Annotated in this window: 15 protein-coding genes and 1 pseudogene; 14 read left to right on the forward strand and 2 right to left on the reverse strand. The window is 39.6% G+C overall.

Annotation, left to right across the window (positions count from 1 at the left end; all coding sequences use genetic code 11):
- The first annotated feature begins 163 nt into the window (after nucleotides 1–163).
- The 6 genes and pseudogenes from NSS60_RS05430 to NSS60_RS05455 all read left to right on the forward strand — a co-directional run.
- On the forward strand, nucleotides 164–1,102 hold the full coding sequence (locus tag NSS60_RS05430; protein WP_340720949.1) for a tyrosine-type recombinase/integrase: 939 nt from the start codon (nucleotides 164–166) through the stop codon (nucleotides 1,100–1,102).
- 12 nt (nucleotides 1,103–1,114) lie between these two features.
- A complete protein-coding gene (locus NSS60_RS05435; RefSeq protein WP_129000519.1) occupies nucleotides 1,115–1,312 on the forward strand; it encodes a hypothetical protein in 198 nt (65 codons plus the stop codon).
- A 363-nt stretch (nucleotides 1,313–1,675) separates the two neighbouring features.
- Nucleotides 1,676–2,560: a hypothetical protein gene (locus tag NSS60_RS05440; RefSeq protein ID WP_340720698.1), complete on the forward strand. Its 885-nt coding sequence runs from the start codon at nucleotides 1,676–1,678 to the stop codon at nucleotides 2,558–2,560.
- A gap of 309 nt (nucleotides 2,561–2,869) precedes the next feature.
- Nucleotides 2,870–3,559 carry a hypothetical protein gene (locus tag NSS60_RS05445; RefSeq protein ID WP_192950895.1) on the forward strand — a complete coding sequence of 230 codons (690 nt, stop codon included), beginning with the start codon at nucleotides 2,870–2,872 and terminating at the stop codon, nucleotides 3,557–3,559.
- A gap of 841 nt (nucleotides 3,560–4,400) precedes the next feature.
- Nucleotides 4,401–4,955: a recombinase family protein gene (locus NSS60_RS05450; protein WP_340720699.1), complete on the forward strand. Its 555-nt coding sequence runs from the start codon at nucleotides 4,401–4,403 to the stop codon at nucleotides 4,953–4,955.
- A gap of 438 nt (nucleotides 4,956–5,393) precedes the next feature.
- Nucleotides 5,394–5,486, forward strand: a pseudogene (locus tag NSS60_RS05455) (sporulation transcription factor Spo0A); the annotation flags it as partial.
- 22 nt (nucleotides 5,487–5,508) lie between these two features.
- Here NSS60_RS05455 and NSS60_RS05460 read toward each other — a convergent pair.
- Entirely contained in the window at nucleotides 5,509–5,655 is a 147-nt protein-coding gene (locus NSS60_RS05460) for a YycC family protein (RefSeq protein WP_064498956.1), read from the reverse strand.
- Nucleotides 5,656–5,710: 55 nt separating this feature from the next.
- Here NSS60_RS05460 and NSS60_RS05465 point away from each other — a divergent pair, with 55 nt between their 5' ends.
- A complete protein-coding gene (locus tag NSS60_RS05465; RefSeq protein ID WP_064214094.1) occupies nucleotides 5,711–6,445 on the forward strand; it encodes a glycerophosphodiester phosphodiesterase in 735 nt (244 codons plus the stop codon).
- Here NSS60_RS05465 and NSS60_RS05470 read toward each other — a convergent pair.
- Nucleotides 6,437–6,691 carry a DUF2627 domain-containing protein gene (locus tag NSS60_RS05470; protein ID WP_004889615.1) on the reverse strand — a complete coding sequence of 85 codons (255 nt, stop codon included), beginning with the start codon at nucleotides 6,689–6,691 and terminating at the stop codon, nucleotides 6,437–6,439. The two genes, NSS60_RS05465 and NSS60_RS05470, sit on opposite strands and share 9 nt — an antisense overlap.
- 123 nt (nucleotides 6,692–6,814) lie before the next feature.
- Here NSS60_RS05470 and NSS60_RS05475 point away from each other — a divergent pair, with 123 nt between their 5' ends.
- The 7 genes from NSS60_RS05475 (at nucleotide 6,815) to NSS60_RS05505 (ending at nucleotide 15,632) form a co-directional block, all read left to right on the forward strand.
- Nucleotides 6,815–8,881, forward strand: a complete 2,067-nt coding sequence (locus NSS60_RS05475; protein ID WP_064220649.1) for a sigma 54-interacting transcriptional regulator — start codon at nucleotides 6,815–6,817, stop codon at nucleotides 8,879–8,881.
- A gap of 128 nt (nucleotides 8,882–9,009) precedes the next feature.
- Nucleotides 9,010–9,912 carry a phosphate butyryltransferase gene (gene yqiS / locus NSS60_RS05480; RefSeq protein ID WP_004889618.1) on the forward strand — a complete coding sequence of 301 codons (903 nt, stop codon included), beginning with the start codon at nucleotides 9,010–9,012 and terminating at the stop codon, nucleotides 9,910–9,912.
- Nucleotides 9,913–9,929: 17 nt separating this feature from the next.
- On the forward strand, nucleotides 9,930–11,033 hold the full coding sequence (bcd, locus tag NSS60_RS05485; protein ID WP_340720700.1) for a branched-chain amino acid dehydrogenase: 1,104 nt from the start codon (nucleotides 9,930–9,932) through the stop codon (nucleotides 11,031–11,033).
- A 65-nt stretch (nucleotides 11,034–11,098) separates the two neighbouring features.
- Nucleotides 11,099–12,199 (forward strand): butyrate kinase, encoded by a 1,101-nt coding sequence (gene buk, locus NSS60_RS05490; protein ID WP_340720701.1) that lies wholly within the window; start codon nucleotides 11,099–11,101, stop codon nucleotides 12,197–12,199.
- A gap of 12 nt (nucleotides 12,200–12,211) precedes the next feature.
- The gene (gene lpdA, locus NSS60_RS05495; RefSeq protein ID WP_004889622.1) at nucleotides 12,212–13,633 is read left to right on the forward strand and encodes a dihydrolipoyl dehydrogenase; all 1,422 of its coding nucleotides are present in this window, start codon (nucleotides 12,212–12,214) and stop codon (nucleotides 13,631–13,633) included.
- A gap of 14 nt (nucleotides 13,634–13,647) precedes the next feature.
- Nucleotides 13,648–14,646, forward strand: a complete 999-nt coding sequence (locus tag NSS60_RS05500) for a thiamine pyrophosphate-dependent dehydrogenase E1 component subunit alpha (RefSeq protein WP_004889623.1) — start codon at nucleotides 13,648–13,650, stop codon at nucleotides 14,644–14,646.
- A 2-nt stretch (nucleotides 14,647–14,648) separates the two neighbouring features.
- On the forward strand, nucleotides 14,649–15,632 hold the full coding sequence (locus tag NSS60_RS05505; RefSeq protein ID WP_003394199.1) for an alpha-ketoacid dehydrogenase subunit beta: 984 nt from the start codon (nucleotides 14,649–14,651) through the stop codon (nucleotides 15,630–15,632).
- The last annotated feature ends 4 nt before the right edge of the window (nucleotides 15,633–15,636 follow it).

The following is a 15,636-nucleotide window of genomic DNA, read 5'->3' on the forward strand; positions in this document are numbered from 1 at the left end:
GACCAATAAATTTCCGAAACGAGCCAATAAATTTCAATATCAATGTCAACGAATTAAACACTTTCAGTTTTTGTTGGGTGTATCCACAAAATAACAAAAACTGGAGGTGTTTTTTGTTTTGAAAACGAAAAAAGGTGATATATGGGAGCAACTAGACCATTTTATGCTTTATTGTGACTCGAAAAATCTTTCTCGAAAGACGTTAGCGAGCTATCAGCAAACATTACAGTTATTTTTGATTTTTCTTGAGCGCGAATGTAGCGTTGTATACGTCAAACAAATTAAACCGCTTCATATTCGGCAATATGTGAAATATCTACGTGAACGCGGAAAATATACAGTAGTCGCAAATGAAAAAAGCAAAGAGATCAACTATCCAGATAGGCGAAACGATGCAGGAAAAAAAATTAGTGATACAACTATCGCGAATTATTTGAGAAACATTAAAGTGTTTTTAAACTTTATGTATCAAGAGCGCGAAATAAAAACGAATCCGTGTGAAAACATCGAGAATATCAAGCCACAGCGGAAGAAAAAGCCGTTGCTATCAAGAGATGAAATAAAAAAAGTATTGGATGCAATAGATACAACAACTTTTCATGGCTATCGAACATGGGTGCAGACACGGCTCATTCTCGACACGGGGATCAGAGCTAGTGAGTGTTGTTCATTGTGTCCAGAACACGTGAATTTTGACACAAAATCAATACTAATCGAAAATTCAAAAAACAAGCAACAACGATACGTGTATTTTTCACACAAAATGGCAACCGATTTAAAACGCTGGATGAAGTATAGAGATCGCTTTTCAGATAGCCCATATCTTTTTCCAACGATACGGGGAACTCAACTAGACGTTAGAAATTTTGAACGTGCGATCCGTGAAGCTGGGAAAAAGGTAGGTGTAGATATTCACCCGCACAAATTACGGAATAATTTTGCTAAATATTACCTGTTAAATGGCGGTGACTGGGCTTCACTTTCGCATATTCTCGGACATTCTAGCGCAGAAGTCACACAAAAGGCATATCTCGATTTCACGGACGAAGAGATAGGGCGGAAGTATCAAAAGCATTCGCCGCTATCACATTTAGACATTTAAGGGGGAATCAATATGAAAACTGTAAAACTGACTGAAACCGAACTAGCGACAACGAAAGCGGCTTTGCACATGCAAATACAGAACATTGAAAAAGAAATCAGACGAGCAAAAAAAGACGGAAAAAATATTGAGCCGCTAGTCGAGATCAAAACAGAATATCAACAAGCGTTCGAAGCATTATCGTTTGCAAGAAGTAGAATGGATATATGAGGAATAAAAAAGCCGCTCATGATCGAGCGGTTTATTTTTGTAACAAAACTGTAACATTTGTAACATAATTGTAACACAAATGTAACAAAAATGTAATTGAAATGGATAGAAAAAATGTATTATACTAAAATTTGAAACAATAAAAATAATTATACTAAACCTATTCTAACACAATAATAACACAATGCAATATCCATGTCAACAACGAATTGCCTATATAACGTGCATTATGAAGGCAATTCGAAGTTAATATTTACTATATTAAAGGGGGTGATGAAATGAGATAGGGGGTAGAATGTGTAAATTTGTTGGTGTTTTTAGGTGATAATCAATTAATCAAAAAAAGGGAGATGATTTGAAACTATGGAGCAAAAGCAAGAGAAAAAGCGGGCTCACATGCCGAAAAAAGAGTATTTCACGATTCGAGACAAAATCAAAAATAACGAGATTACGATAGATGATATTGATAACGAAACAATACTAGAAATAGCGCGATATAAGCTATACTATATGCTACTAAATGCGTATCATCGTACGCAAAACCGTTCGGAATATGCTGAAGTGGAGTATCGGCTTGGAGCATATCGAGATGCGTTAGAAAACTTGAAAAAATACAGACCAGATTTACATAGAAAATATTTACATATCATACGTGCATATATCAAAAATAAAATGAATCCTATGCTTGCGCCGACTATACATAGATTGAAACAGCATTACGACTGGAAAGATATTGACATTATCACAGCACAAGAGCATATGAAAATAGATACATATGTGTCGGTTATCGTACGAAATGAAATGCGCTTCATGACCGAAAAGCCGAAAAAAGCTAGATTGCTCACGATGAAAGATATCAAAAAAATGGCGAAAGGGAAAAAATTTGAAACGATCACAGCGGCTATTGAGTACGCAAAAAGTACATACGGTGTGAGTGAAAACAGCATCAGAAAATACATAGATAGCGGCGAAACGATTGGCACAGAAAGCGGACGCTTTGAGATTGTACGAGAAAAAAATGTAGAAAAAGTACGTGAGAAAAAAATGAATCAGATCAAATTCCCGAAAGAATATCAAGATATAGCGAGAAAATTTGTTGAGATGATCCGAAATATAGAGTCAAAAAAATTGCAATTCATCATAAAAATGTCAATGATTCAACGAAAAAAACATCGACTAGTACGAGCAACAAAACGGCTTACTATCGTTCACGGAAGTATTGAAAATTATTTCAAAATTTCAGTTTAACGTATCTATCAATAGCGGGAGCGGTTGAATAAACCGCTTCCCGAAAAATTTATTCATTGAAAGGGTGATGATATGAAAAATTATTTCTTTTGCTATGACCAGCGGCTTGCTGATTTTTTGCGCTATAAAAAAATATCACGTACATTACAAAAGCATATGCAGACAAAACACTAAAAAAATTCTATCTTTTTCCTGTAACAGATGAACTTCAGCAAGCGATTGACGAATATAGAGAGATTGAAGCCGCTACAAATTGAATTATATTTTATTATTCAATTTTTTAATCAAATGTGAAAGGATGGATATACGATGACAAAGAAAAAAATGTTTCAAATTCAAATAGCCGATAAAATCATCAGAAGCCCGCAGATTGATTGTGTAACGTTTGTTTTGTATGCAAAATTGATACAATTATATCATTTGCGTGGGAGTCAATCAGATACAATAGAAATAGATCATGCGGCACTTAAATATTTTCTTAATATCAAAAGTAATCAAAAGCTAAAAACAGCAATAAATACACTATATGATGCGAAATTGATTCGCACAAAGATAGATATACTACCGAAAAACCAGCCGCTACAAATTGAAATAAATTCATTCTTTGACTTGAGAAAAACCGGTAAAACAAAGGAAGATCGTTTCACATATACGCAAATGCCGTACATATTGTTAGAGCGCTCTATGATCGAAAAAATAGGACATACGGGCATCAGATTGTTATATTATTTTGAATCGTATATCAATAGAACGAAACCGTATCATCATCAATTTTGTTTTACTTCTTTGCGATTGATTCATAAAGAAATAGGGTTATCGGAAAATACAATTTTGAAATATATTGACATATTAAAAAAGAGCAAATTAATTACAATCAAAAAACATAAATTAGAACTTGCTGGATATGATGAACTAGATAAAGCATATTTTACGAAATATAACAATCATTATTATGTTGAACTAGAAAATATACATACACTATATGAAAAATTAAAATAATACATATGATACATAAAAAATGAATAAAAAAAATTTAACAAAGCGAATGCGATGCCTTGTATTGCATTCGCTTTGTAATACTTATTCTTTATACTTCTTTATATTCTATATAATATCTATATAATCTAATAATAATATTACTACACTTCAATTCATCTTCAATAAATTGAGGTTACACCTTAAATAATTTGAAGTATCATCTTAAATAATTTGAGGTAGTATCTTAAATAAATTGAGGTAGATGGGTATATAATTTGAGGTTAGGTGAAGTGTTTGATAAATAAGGACTTTTAAAAGTGTAAAATGGATGAATAGCAGGGGTATTTTTATTAAATAAATATACATAAAAATGTATAATTATAATAATACTTTAACTCTTTAATAAAATAAAGTGATACAAACGAGCGGGCATGTTATGTTTGCGATAGCGATTGAAATAAAATGTTTTGAAAGAAAAACATAGAAATATCAATGTTTTACGATAGCGGCTACGATTGCATTTAGACGCAAAAAACGGCTTATATATGAGAGCTTGAATCGGACAAATAGAAAGGTGGCTTGTATGGGCTCATATAAACTTTAAAAAGGGTGTTGAATATTCGGCACTCTATTTTGTTTTGTGTATGAAAAAAAGCGGTTGGAATATATCCAGCCGCTAATATGGAATTTGTCTTAATATTGACGAACATCTATATTTTAACATGTAATAAATTGTAATGTCATCTATTTTATCTCAAAAAGTGTCATAACTTAAAACTATTGACACCATTTAGCAGGTGTGATAGTATCAATATATCAAACGGTGTCAAAACTTATATTCATAAATAGAGGTGAAAATGATATGAAATATGGGTATGCGAGAGTGTCAACGGTAGGGCAGGATTTAGAGGCGCAAATTCAGATGTTACGAGCGGAAGGATGCGAGAAAATATATTCGGAAAAATTCACCGGCACAAAAAAAGACAGACCGAAATTCCAAAAACTTCTATCAGAGCTAAATGAAGGTGATACGCTAGTAGTCACGAAACTAGACCGTTTTGCACGTTCAGCGGTAGACGCAATAGAAATTATTAGGGGATTATTTGACAGGGGGATCAAAGTTCATGTACTCAATATGGGATTAGTAGAGAATACACCAACAGGAAGGTTGATTTTAACTATTATGAGTGGATTCGCAGAATTTGAAAGGGATATGATTGTAGAACGAACAAAAGAAGGCAAAGAGATAGCAAAACAACGTGACGATTTTAGAGAAGGCAGACCAAAGAAATACACAAATAAGCAGATTGAACATGCGCTAAAGCTACTTCAAACACATTCATATAAGCAAGTAGAAGAGATGACAGGCATATCAAAAAGTACATTGATTCGAGCAAAAAGATCGTTAAAAAGATAGCAAACCGCTATCCTTTTTATTTTTTGCTGATTTTCTCAATATTTATATTGATTTTTTTCAATGAAACAGCGGTTGCTAATGTAATAATACGATGAACACTATCTCTTTGAGTTTTTCATTCTACACAATAAAAAATTAACCTAAAAATTGACGATATAAGCGACAATATAAAACAACGATTTTATTTGAATAGTGTGGGGGGGCTATTTATATCTTTCAGAAATTTTTCGCCTGTCTATACGAGGCGAACTATTCCGTAAACAGACACATGATTTTTGCGAGCCGATAGCATGAAAAGGGTTGTATAAATCATTCTAAAGCGATATAATTACATTAAAATATACACTATTGACCAACAAATAACTGAAAGTGAAGCCAATAAATTTCATTGATATTGAATTGTTTGAAAATTTCCCAACCATTGATACATAAGGATTCCATACGGTCAGCATGTCGAAAGCGAAACCGACAAATTCCGAATTTATTGCGATGGTTGCTGATCGGCTAAGACTTGAACATAAAGCGAGCTAATAAAAATAAGGTAGTCGAACGGCTACCTTTTTTGTTGTTCCTTTTTTTCGATTTCAAGTAACTTTTGGATTAATATGTGCTGAGGCATGTGCATAATTTGTTCTAGTGGGACATTTAATGCTTTTGCTAGCTTTTGGGCGGTTTCTAACGAAATTTGTAACGGTCGCATACATTTCACTCCTTTCATACGTTAAGTATAAAACATTTTTTAAGGTGGGAAAAGGATGACACATATTTTTGCTCATCGTGGATCAGCAGGAACGCATCCAGAAAATACGATGATTTCGTTTATGGAAGCGGCACGTGTGGAAGCGGACGGAATTGAACTTGATGTACAACTCTCGAGAGACGGTGTGGTTGTCGTCATTCATGATGAAACAGTGAATCGAACGACAGACGGAACAGGATGGGTAGGACAAATGACGTATCGGCAATTACGGAAATTAAATGCTAATTATAAATTTAAAAAATACGGCTTTTGTCCCATTCCATCGTTACAAGAAGTGTTTGAGTGGGCGAAAAACACGTCGTTACTCATCAATATTGAACTAAAAAACAACCTGATCCCTTATGAACGGTTAGAAGAAAAAGTGATTGAACTCGTTGAACGATACGATTTAGCATCGCGTGTCATTTTTTCCTCGTTCAACCACGAAAGTATGGCAACATGTCACCAATTGGCTCCCCATATTGAAACAGCGCTACTATATATGGAAAAGTTGCATCGGCCGTGGAGCTACGCTCATACGTTACAGGCGCTAGCGCTTCATCCGTATCACCCAACTGTAGATCGGGCTTTTGTTGAACTCGCTCACGCTAACGATTTGCTCGTCCGTCCTTTTACGATCAATAAAGAAGCGTTGATGAAAACGATGTTTCAATATGGAGTAGATGGTATATTTACCGATTTTCCAGAAAAAGCGCAAAACGTACGCGAAAAAACGCTTCGATCACTCTGAATCGAAGCGTTTCTTTTTTTGGAAGCGTGGTTGCACTTTATTTCGTTTTCGATCGCGATGCAAAATAAATCCTGCAATAAAGCCAAGACCGACAAGAAAACAAAATAAGCCAAGCAAAAACTGGACAATAAGTGAAGGAATAGGTGCGTGTAAAATATAGAATATTGTATCACGCATCCATTTAATTCCCAATGCTGCTATAAATCCGGGAATAAGTAAAATAAGTAGGGCGATCATTCGTTGCATAAAACAAAACCCTTTCCGTTTGTTCTGTTTTCATCATAAATGTTTTTGATGGTTTGTCAAGAAGAGAAAAACAATGTATGATGAAAGCGTCTGCAAAAAATTGCAAACGAATAGGTGATGGGAATGAAAAAAGTATTAATTGTCGGAGCAGGCAAAGGTGGGAGTGCGCTATTAAAAATGTTTCATGAAACAAAACTGATGGATGTTGTGGCGATTGTCGATCGAAACGACGATGCGCCAGGGATAAAGGCTGCGCGTGACATGGGTATTCAAACGAGCAACCATTGGCGTGATGTGTTAACGGACGACATCGACATCATTGTTGAAGTCACAGGAGACGACGAAGTGTTTACTACGTTGCGTAAAGCAAGCGCTGCGCATACGGTCGTCATTCCGGGTGATATTGCCTATATTATTGCACAACTTGTCGAAGAAAAAGAACAACTTATTGCTACGTTAAAAACAGCAACAACGAAGCATGATTTAATTTTTAACTCTACACATGATGGAATGATTGTTATTGATGAACGTGGTTTTGTAACGCATATGAATCCAAGTGCAGAGAAGATGATTGGAAAAAAGAAAAAGGAAGTTATAGGATCACATATTTTGCATGTCATTCCAGCTAGCGGACTACCACGTGTATTACAGACGAGAGAAGTCGAGTTGAATCAAGAATTGTTATTAGAAAACGGAAAAAAAATGATTACGACACGTATTCCGTTAATCGACGAAAACGGCGAATTATTCGGCGCTTTTGCGGTATTTAAAGATATTACAGAAGTTGTTCATTTAGCGGAAGAAGTAACAAATTTAAAAGAAATTCGCACGATGTTAGAAGCCATTATTCATTCCTCAGAAGAAGCCATTTCTGTTGTTGATGAATACGGAAAAGGTATTTTAATTAATCCGGCGTACACAAAGTTAACGGGCTTATCAGAAGAAGAAGTGATCGGAAAACCAGCGACAGCAGATATTTCAGAAGGGGAAAGCATGCATATGAAAGTGTTAAAAACACGGCGGCCAGTAAGAGGTGTGCGCATGAAAGTCGGACCGAAAAAGCGAGATGTCGTCGTGAATGTAGCCCCGATTATCGTTGATGGGGTATTAAAAGGGAGCGTCGGTGTCATCCACGATGTATCTGAAATTGAACAGTTGACCTCTGAGTTACAACGCGCTCGTCAAATTATTCGTACGTTAGAAGCGAAATATTCATTTGATGATATCGTCGGCACGTCTGAGGAAATGATGTTAGCGATTGAACAGGCGAAATTGGCAGCGAAAACACCAGCAACCATTTTGCTTCGTGGTGAATCCGGGACAGGAAAAGAATTGTTTGCACATGCTATTCATAATGCGAGTGATCGAAAATATCACAAATTCGTTCGTGTCAATTGCGCTGCCATTTCTGAATCACTACTTGAAAGCGAATTGTTTGGTTATGAGGAAGGAGCGTTTTCTGGTGCAAGACGCGGAGGAAAAAAGGGACTATTTGAAGAGGCAAACAACGGAAGCATTTTTTTAGATGAGATTGGCGAGTTATCAGCTAATATGCAAGCCAAACTATTACGGGTGCTGCAAGAAAAAGAAATTGTGCGCGTAGGTGGCACAAAGCCGATTCCGATTAATGTACGTGTCATTGCGGCAACAAATGTTCACCTCGAAAAAGCGATTGCCGATGGGACTTTTCGTGAAGACTTATACTATCGGTTAAATCGCATGCCGATTTACATCCCGCCGCTACGTGCTCGAAAGCAAGATATTCCAGCTTTATGTGAACGACTCATACAAAAACTAAATCAAGACTATGGACGTAATGTGGAAGGGATTACAGATGATGCGCTCGCTTATTTACTCTCTTACGATTGGCCAGGCAATGTGCGTGAGTTAGAAAACGTATTAGGGCGCGCCATGATTTTTATGAAATATAACGAAGTCATCATTGAGCGTAAACATATTTCATTGTTGCATAAGCCGAAGGAGCAAGAACATCTTTCTTCTCCCGAATGGTCCAATGACCATAAGCCGTTAGCAAAGCTAGTCGAGCAGTATGAAGCGAAAGTGATTGAAAGCGTGTTACATGCATGCCAAGGAAATAAAACCGCAGCCGCCAAGCAACTCGGTATTTCGATACGAAATTTATATTACAAACTTGAAAAGTATGGACTTGATAAAAAGAGCATGCAATAATGTTCATAGTATGCAAAAATCTGCAATAAAAAATAAATAAAAGTAAAGCGTTTTCAATAAAAAAGAAGTTGGCACGCCCTTTGCAAGAATATAAAGCGACGAAAAAACAAAGGGGTTGAGCAGATGAGATGAAGCTACAATCGTTGGTCACCAAAGCAACCCAATTTCCTAAAGCAACGGTAGCTGTTGCGGCAGCAGAAGACGAAGAAGTGTTAAAAGCGGTCGCACAAACGCTACAAGCAGGATTCGGGCGATTTATCTTATATGGCGATGAATCCGTTTTATCACGCCTCGTTGCTGAACACGTCCAAGATGTCGGTCACGACGCTATCCGCATCGTTCACGCTTCGACAAACGAAGAAGCAGCCCATATGGCTGTGAAAGCGGTGCATGAAAAGGAAGCAAGTGTCTTGATGAAAGGGAACGTACCGACAGCAACGATTTTAAAGGCGGTGCTAAATAAAGAATATGGACTTCGTACAGGCCGTGTTTTATCGCATGTTGCTGTATTTGATGTGCCGAATTATGAACGTCCTATTCTTGTTACTGACGCAGCGATGAATATCGCACCTGATTTACAACAAAAAGCAGAAATTATTATGAACGCAGTACAAGTGGCAAAAGCAATTGGCATCCATACGCCGAAAGTTGCACCACTCGCCGCTGTTGAAGTTGTCAATCCAGCGATGCCGGCAACGATTGATGCAGCCGCATTGTCCCTTATGAATCAACGAGGACAGTTGAAAGATTGCATCGTCGATGGACCGCTCGCTTTAGATAACGCCATTTCCGTTGAATCAGCGCAACATAAAGGCATTCAAAGTTCGGTAGCAGGACATGCGGATATTTTAGTTGTGCCGAACATTGAAACGGGAAATGTGCTATATAAATCGCTCGTGTACTTTGCCCGCGCACAAGTTGGAGGGATCATTGCTGGTGCAAAAGCACCCATTGTATTAACATCTCGCGCGGATTCAGCAGAAAGTAAATTATACTCGCTAGCACTAGCTATTTGTGCAACGGACAAATAACAAGGGGGGAACGAAAGATGGAGATTTTTAAATATATGGAACAATACGACTATGAGCAATTAGTATTTTGCCAAGATAAAGAATCAGGATTAAAAGCGATCATTGCGATTCACGATACAACGCTTGGACCAGCGTTAGGCGGTACGCGCATGTGGATGTATGAATCAGAAGATGCAGCCATTGAAGATGCGCTTCGTTTAGCGCGTGGGATGACATACAAAAACGCAGCAGCTGGATTAAATCTTGGCGGTGGAAAAGCGGTTATCATTGGGGATCCGCGTAAAGATAAAAACGAAGCGATGTTCCGTGCGTTCGGTCGCTTCATTCAAGGGTTAAATGGCCGTTATATTACAGCGGAAGACGTTGGTACAACGGTTGCTGATATGGACATTATTTACGAAGAAACAGATTATGTGACAGGTATTTCGCCAGCGTTCGGTTCATCTGGAAATCCTTCTCCGGTTACTGCATACGGCGTGTATCGCGGTATGAAAGCAGCGGCAAAAGAAGCATTTGGTAGCGATTCGCTTGAAGGAAAAGTGATCGCGGTACAAGGTGTTGGTAATGTTGCTTACAATTTATGCCGTCATCTTCATGAAGAAGGAGCGAGGCTGATCGTTACAGACATTAATAAAGAGGCGGTGCAACGCGTTGTTGAAGAATTTGGGGCGCAAGCGGTAGATCCGAACGACATTTATGGTGTACAATGCGATATTTTCGCTCCGTGTGCGCTTGGAGGCATTATTAATGACCAAACGATTCCACAATTAAAAGCAAAAGTCATCGCGGGTGCTGCGAACAACCAATTGCGTGAACCAAGACATGGAGACATCATTCATGAAATGGGAATCGTTTATGCGCCAGACTATGTTATTAATGCAGGCGGCGTTATTAACGTAGCAGATGAGCTATATGGCTACAACCGTGAACGTGCGCTGAAAAAAGTTGAACAAATTTATAACAATATTGAAAAAGTCATCGAAATTGCCAAGCGTGACGGCATTCCAACATACCAAGCAGCAGACCGTTTAGCTGAAGAACGCATTGCGAAAATGCGTCAATCACGTAGCCAATTTTTACAAAACGGCCAACACATTTTAAGTCGTCGCCGTACGCGCTAAAAATATGCAATGAAGCGAGGACGTATGTTCTCGCTTCGTCGATGATAAATATGGAGGGTCAAACATTGCAGGAACATTCATTTCGCATCTTAGTCATTAATCCGGGATCGACGTCAACGAAAATTGGCGTCTTTGATAACGAGTGCTCCATTTTAGAAAAAACGATTCGTCATGATACAGAAGCGTTACGAGCGTATAAAAAAATTATTGACCAATACGAATTTCGCAAACAAACGATTTTAGAAACGCTCGATCATGAAGGAATTAACATTTCTAAGCTCGACGCAGTATGCGGACGCGGTGGCTTACTTCGTCCGATTGAAGGCGGTACGTATGCCGTGAACGAAGCAATGTTGCAAGATTTAAGACGCGGATACTCAGGCCCGCACGCTTCGAATCTCGGTGGAATTTTAGCGCACGAAATTGCTTCAGCATTAAACATTCCAGCGTTTATCGTCGATCCAGTCGTTGTAGATGAACTTGACCCGATTGCTCGCGTTTCTGGCTTTTCATTAATTGAGCGTCGCAGCATTTTCCACGCGTTAAATCAAAAAGCAGTCGCTCGCCGCGTCGCCAAGCAAATGGGAAAAACATATGAGGAGGTCAATTTCATCGTCGCGCATATGGGCGGAGGTATTACAGTTGGTGCACATCAACGCGGACGCGTTATTGATGTCAACAACGGATTGGACGGAGAAGGTCCGTTTAGCCCTGAACGTGCCGGTACTGTGCCAGCGGGTGATCTCGTTTCTCTCTGTTTCTCTGGTGAATATTATCGAGAAGAAATTATGCGCATGCTCGTTGGAGGCGGAGGTCTCGTTGGTTACTTAGGGACGAATGATGCAGTGAAAGTCGAAAAAATGATTGAAAATGGCGACGAAAAGGCGAAGCTCATTTATAGTGCGATGGCGTATCAAGTAGCGAAAGAAATTGGAGCAGCAAGCGCAGTATTATCAGGAAAAGTTGATGCCATTATTTTAACGGGCGGTTTAGCATACGGAAAACAGTTTGTAAAAGAAATTGCTGATCGCGTACAATGGATTGCCGATGTCATCGTGCAGCCAGGAGAGAATGAACTGCAGGCACTCGCTGAAGGAGCGCTTCGCGTATTGCGTGGAGAAGAAGAAGCGAAACAATATCCACAAGCGGTCAAAACAACGGTTTAAGGGGATGAAATGATGGCAAAAGAATACGATGTAGTCATACTTGGAGGCGGAACAGGCGGATACGTCGCTGCGATTCGTGCTGCTCAGCTCGGTTTAAAAACAGCGGTTGTCGAAAAAGGAAAACTTGGAGGAACGTGTTTGCATGCGGGATGTATTCCAAGCAAAGCATTATTACGGAGCGCGGAAGTGTATGCACAAACGAAAGAAAGTGAAACGTTTGGTGTAGTAGCTAGCGAGGTACGATTAGATTTTGCGAAAGTGCAAGCGCGTAAGCAAGCGATTATTGATCAACTGCATAAAGGCATCCACATGTTAATGAAAAAAGGGAAAATCGATGTATATGAAGGAACGGGACGCATTTTAGGACCTTCGATTTTTTCACCGATGCCAGGTACGATTTCGGTCGAGATGAATGACGGAACAGAAAATGAAATGCTTGTACCAAAATACGTTGTTATCGCAACAGGATCTCGTCCGCGCACACTACCGGGGTTAACAATTGACGGTCAATTTGTCATGACTTCAGATGAAGCGTTGCGCATGGGGACGTTGCCATCTTCGATCATTATTGTCGGTGGTGGCGTCATTGGCATCGAATGGGCATCGATGTTGAATGACTTTGGCGTGGATGTTACAGTCATTGAATATGCAGATCGTATTTTGCCAACAGAAGATCGCGATGTCTCCAAAGAAATTGAAAAAATATTAAAACAACGTGGTGTACGCATCGTTACAAAAGCAAAAGTATTGCCTGACACACTCGTTGTTGAAAATGGTGTCCGCATTCAAGCAGAAATCAACGGACAAAATGAAACGTTTACAGCAGACAAAATGCTCGTTTCCGTTGGACGTCAAGCAAATATTGAAGGTATTGGATTAGAAAATACTGACATTGTCATTGAAAAAGGCTTTATTCAAACGAACGAATATTATCAAACGAAAGAAAAACATATTTACGCCATTGGGGATGTGATCGGTGGCTTACAGCTTGCTCATGTCGCTTCACATGAAGGGATTATTGCGATTGAGCATCTTGCTGGAAAAGAAGTTCATCCGCTTGATTATGCGATGGTGCCAAAATGTATTTATAGTCGTCCGGAGGCAGCAAGTGTAGGTTTGACAGAAGAAGAGGCGAAGGCAAAAGGATATGACGTGAAAGTCGGCAAATTCCCTTTCAAAGCGATTGGAAAAGCGCTTGTATACGGAGAAGCTGAAGGGTTTGTAAAAATTGTTGCTGATGCAAAAACAGACGATTTGCTCGGCGTGCATATGGTTGGTCCGCACGTCACAGATATGATTTCCGAAGCTGGATTAGCACGTGTGCTTGATGCGACACCGTGGGAAATTGCTCACACCATTCATCCGCATCCGACGCTGTCAGAGGCGATGATGGAAGCAGCGCTTGCTGTTGATGGAAAAGCGATTCATTTTTAAAGGAGGAATGAATGATGGCGGAAAATCGTCATAAACAACTCGGTTTAAGCGATGAAACCGTTTTACAAATGTATGAAACGATGGTGTTAGCACGTAAAATTGACGAACGGATGTGGTTATTAAACCGCGCAGGTAAAATTCCGTTCGTGATCTCTTGTCAAGGGCAAGAAGCGGCGCAAGTAGGAGCGGCATTCGCTTTGGATCGTACGAAAGATTATGTGTTGCCATATTATCGCGATATGGGCGTCGTATTAACGTTTGGGATGACGCCGACAGAATTGATGCTTTCCGCATTTGCAAAAGCGGAAGATCCAAACTCTGGCGGTCGCCAAATGCCAGGGCATTTCGGGAAAAAGAAAAACCGCATCGTCACAGGTTCTTCTCCAGTTACAACACAAGTACCACATGCTGTTGGGATCGCTTTAGCAGCGAAAATGGAGAAAAAAGATTTCGTATCGTTCGTTACATTTGGGGAAGGGTCTTCGAACCAAGGTGACTTCCATGAAGGGGCTAACTTTGCAGGAGTTCATAAGCTGCCGGTCATTTTTATGTGCGAAAACAATAAATATGCGATCTCTGTTCCAATTGAAAAACAATTAGCATGCGAAAAGGTGTCAGATCGTGCCATCGGCTATGGCATGCCAGGGTATACAGTGGATGGTACAGATCCGCTTGAAGTATATCGCGTTGTCAAAGAAGCAGCCGATCGTGCGCGCCGTGGTGAAGGACCAACATTAATTGAAACGGTTGCTTATCGCTTAACAGCGCATTCGTCGGATGATGACGATCGTGCATATCGTACGCCAGAAGAAATTGCAGAGGCAAAGTCAAAAGATCCAATTTATTTATTTGCAAACTACTTAAAAGAAGTAGGCGTATTAACAGATGAGTTGGAAAAAGAAATTCTCGATCGCGTCATGAAACAAGTGAACGAAGCAACAGACTACGCAGAAAAAGCACCATATGCACAACCAGAACATGCGTTGAAATACGTATACGCAGAGGAGGAATAAATATGCCTGTCATTTCATATATCGATGCCGTTACGATGGCGATTCGCGAAGAAATGGAACGTGACCCACGCGTATTCGTACTCGGGGAAGACGTTGGGAAAAAGGGGGGGGTATTTAAAGCAACGCAAGGGCTTTACGATCAATTTGGTGAAGAACGCGTCATTGATACGCCGCTAGCGGAATCTGCAATTGTTGGCGTCGGCATTGGCGCCGCGATGTACGGATTGCGTCCAATTGCAGAAATTCAATTTGCGGACTTTATTATGCCCGCTGTAAACCAAATTATTTCTGAAGCAGCGCGCATTCGTTATCGCTCCAATAACGATTGGAACTGTCCGATTGTCATTCGTGCCCCATATGGCGGTGGAGTTCATGGAGCATTATACCATTCACAATCGGTCGAAGCGATTTTTGCAAACCAGCCGGGGTTAAAAATTGTTATGCCATCTACACCATACGACGTAAAAGGATTATTAAAAGCGGCCATCCGTGACGAAGACCCTGTGCTGTTCTTTGAACATAAACGAGCGTATCGTCTCATTAAAGGGGAAGTACCAACGGATGATTATGTATTACCGATTGGTAAAGCGGATGTAAAACGCGAAGGAGAAGATATTACAGTTATTACGTACGGTTTATGTGTTCATTTCGCATTACAAGCTGCTGAAAAATTAGCGCAAGAAGGCATTTCTGCTCACATTTTAGATTTGCGTACTGTATATCCGCTTGATAAAGAAGCGATCATTGAAGCAGCAAGCAAAACAGGAAAAGTGTTGCTTGTGACAGAAGACAATAAAGAGGGAAGCGTCATGAGCGAAGTCGCTGCCATTATTGCAGAACATTGTTTATTTGATTTAGATGCTCCAATTATGCGACTTGCTGGTCCAGACGTTCCAGCGATGCCATATGCGCCAACGATGGAAAAATTCTTTATGGTCAACCCAGATAAAGTCGAAAAGGCAATGCGCGAATTGGCGCAGTTTTAAGGAG

It is taken from the genome of Anoxybacillus sp. FSL W8-0382 (genome assembly GCF_038003845.1).
In the GTDB taxonomy this organism is placed as follows: Bacteria; Bacillota; Bacilli; order Bacillales; family Anoxybacillaceae; genus Anoxybacillus; species Anoxybacillus flavithermus_G.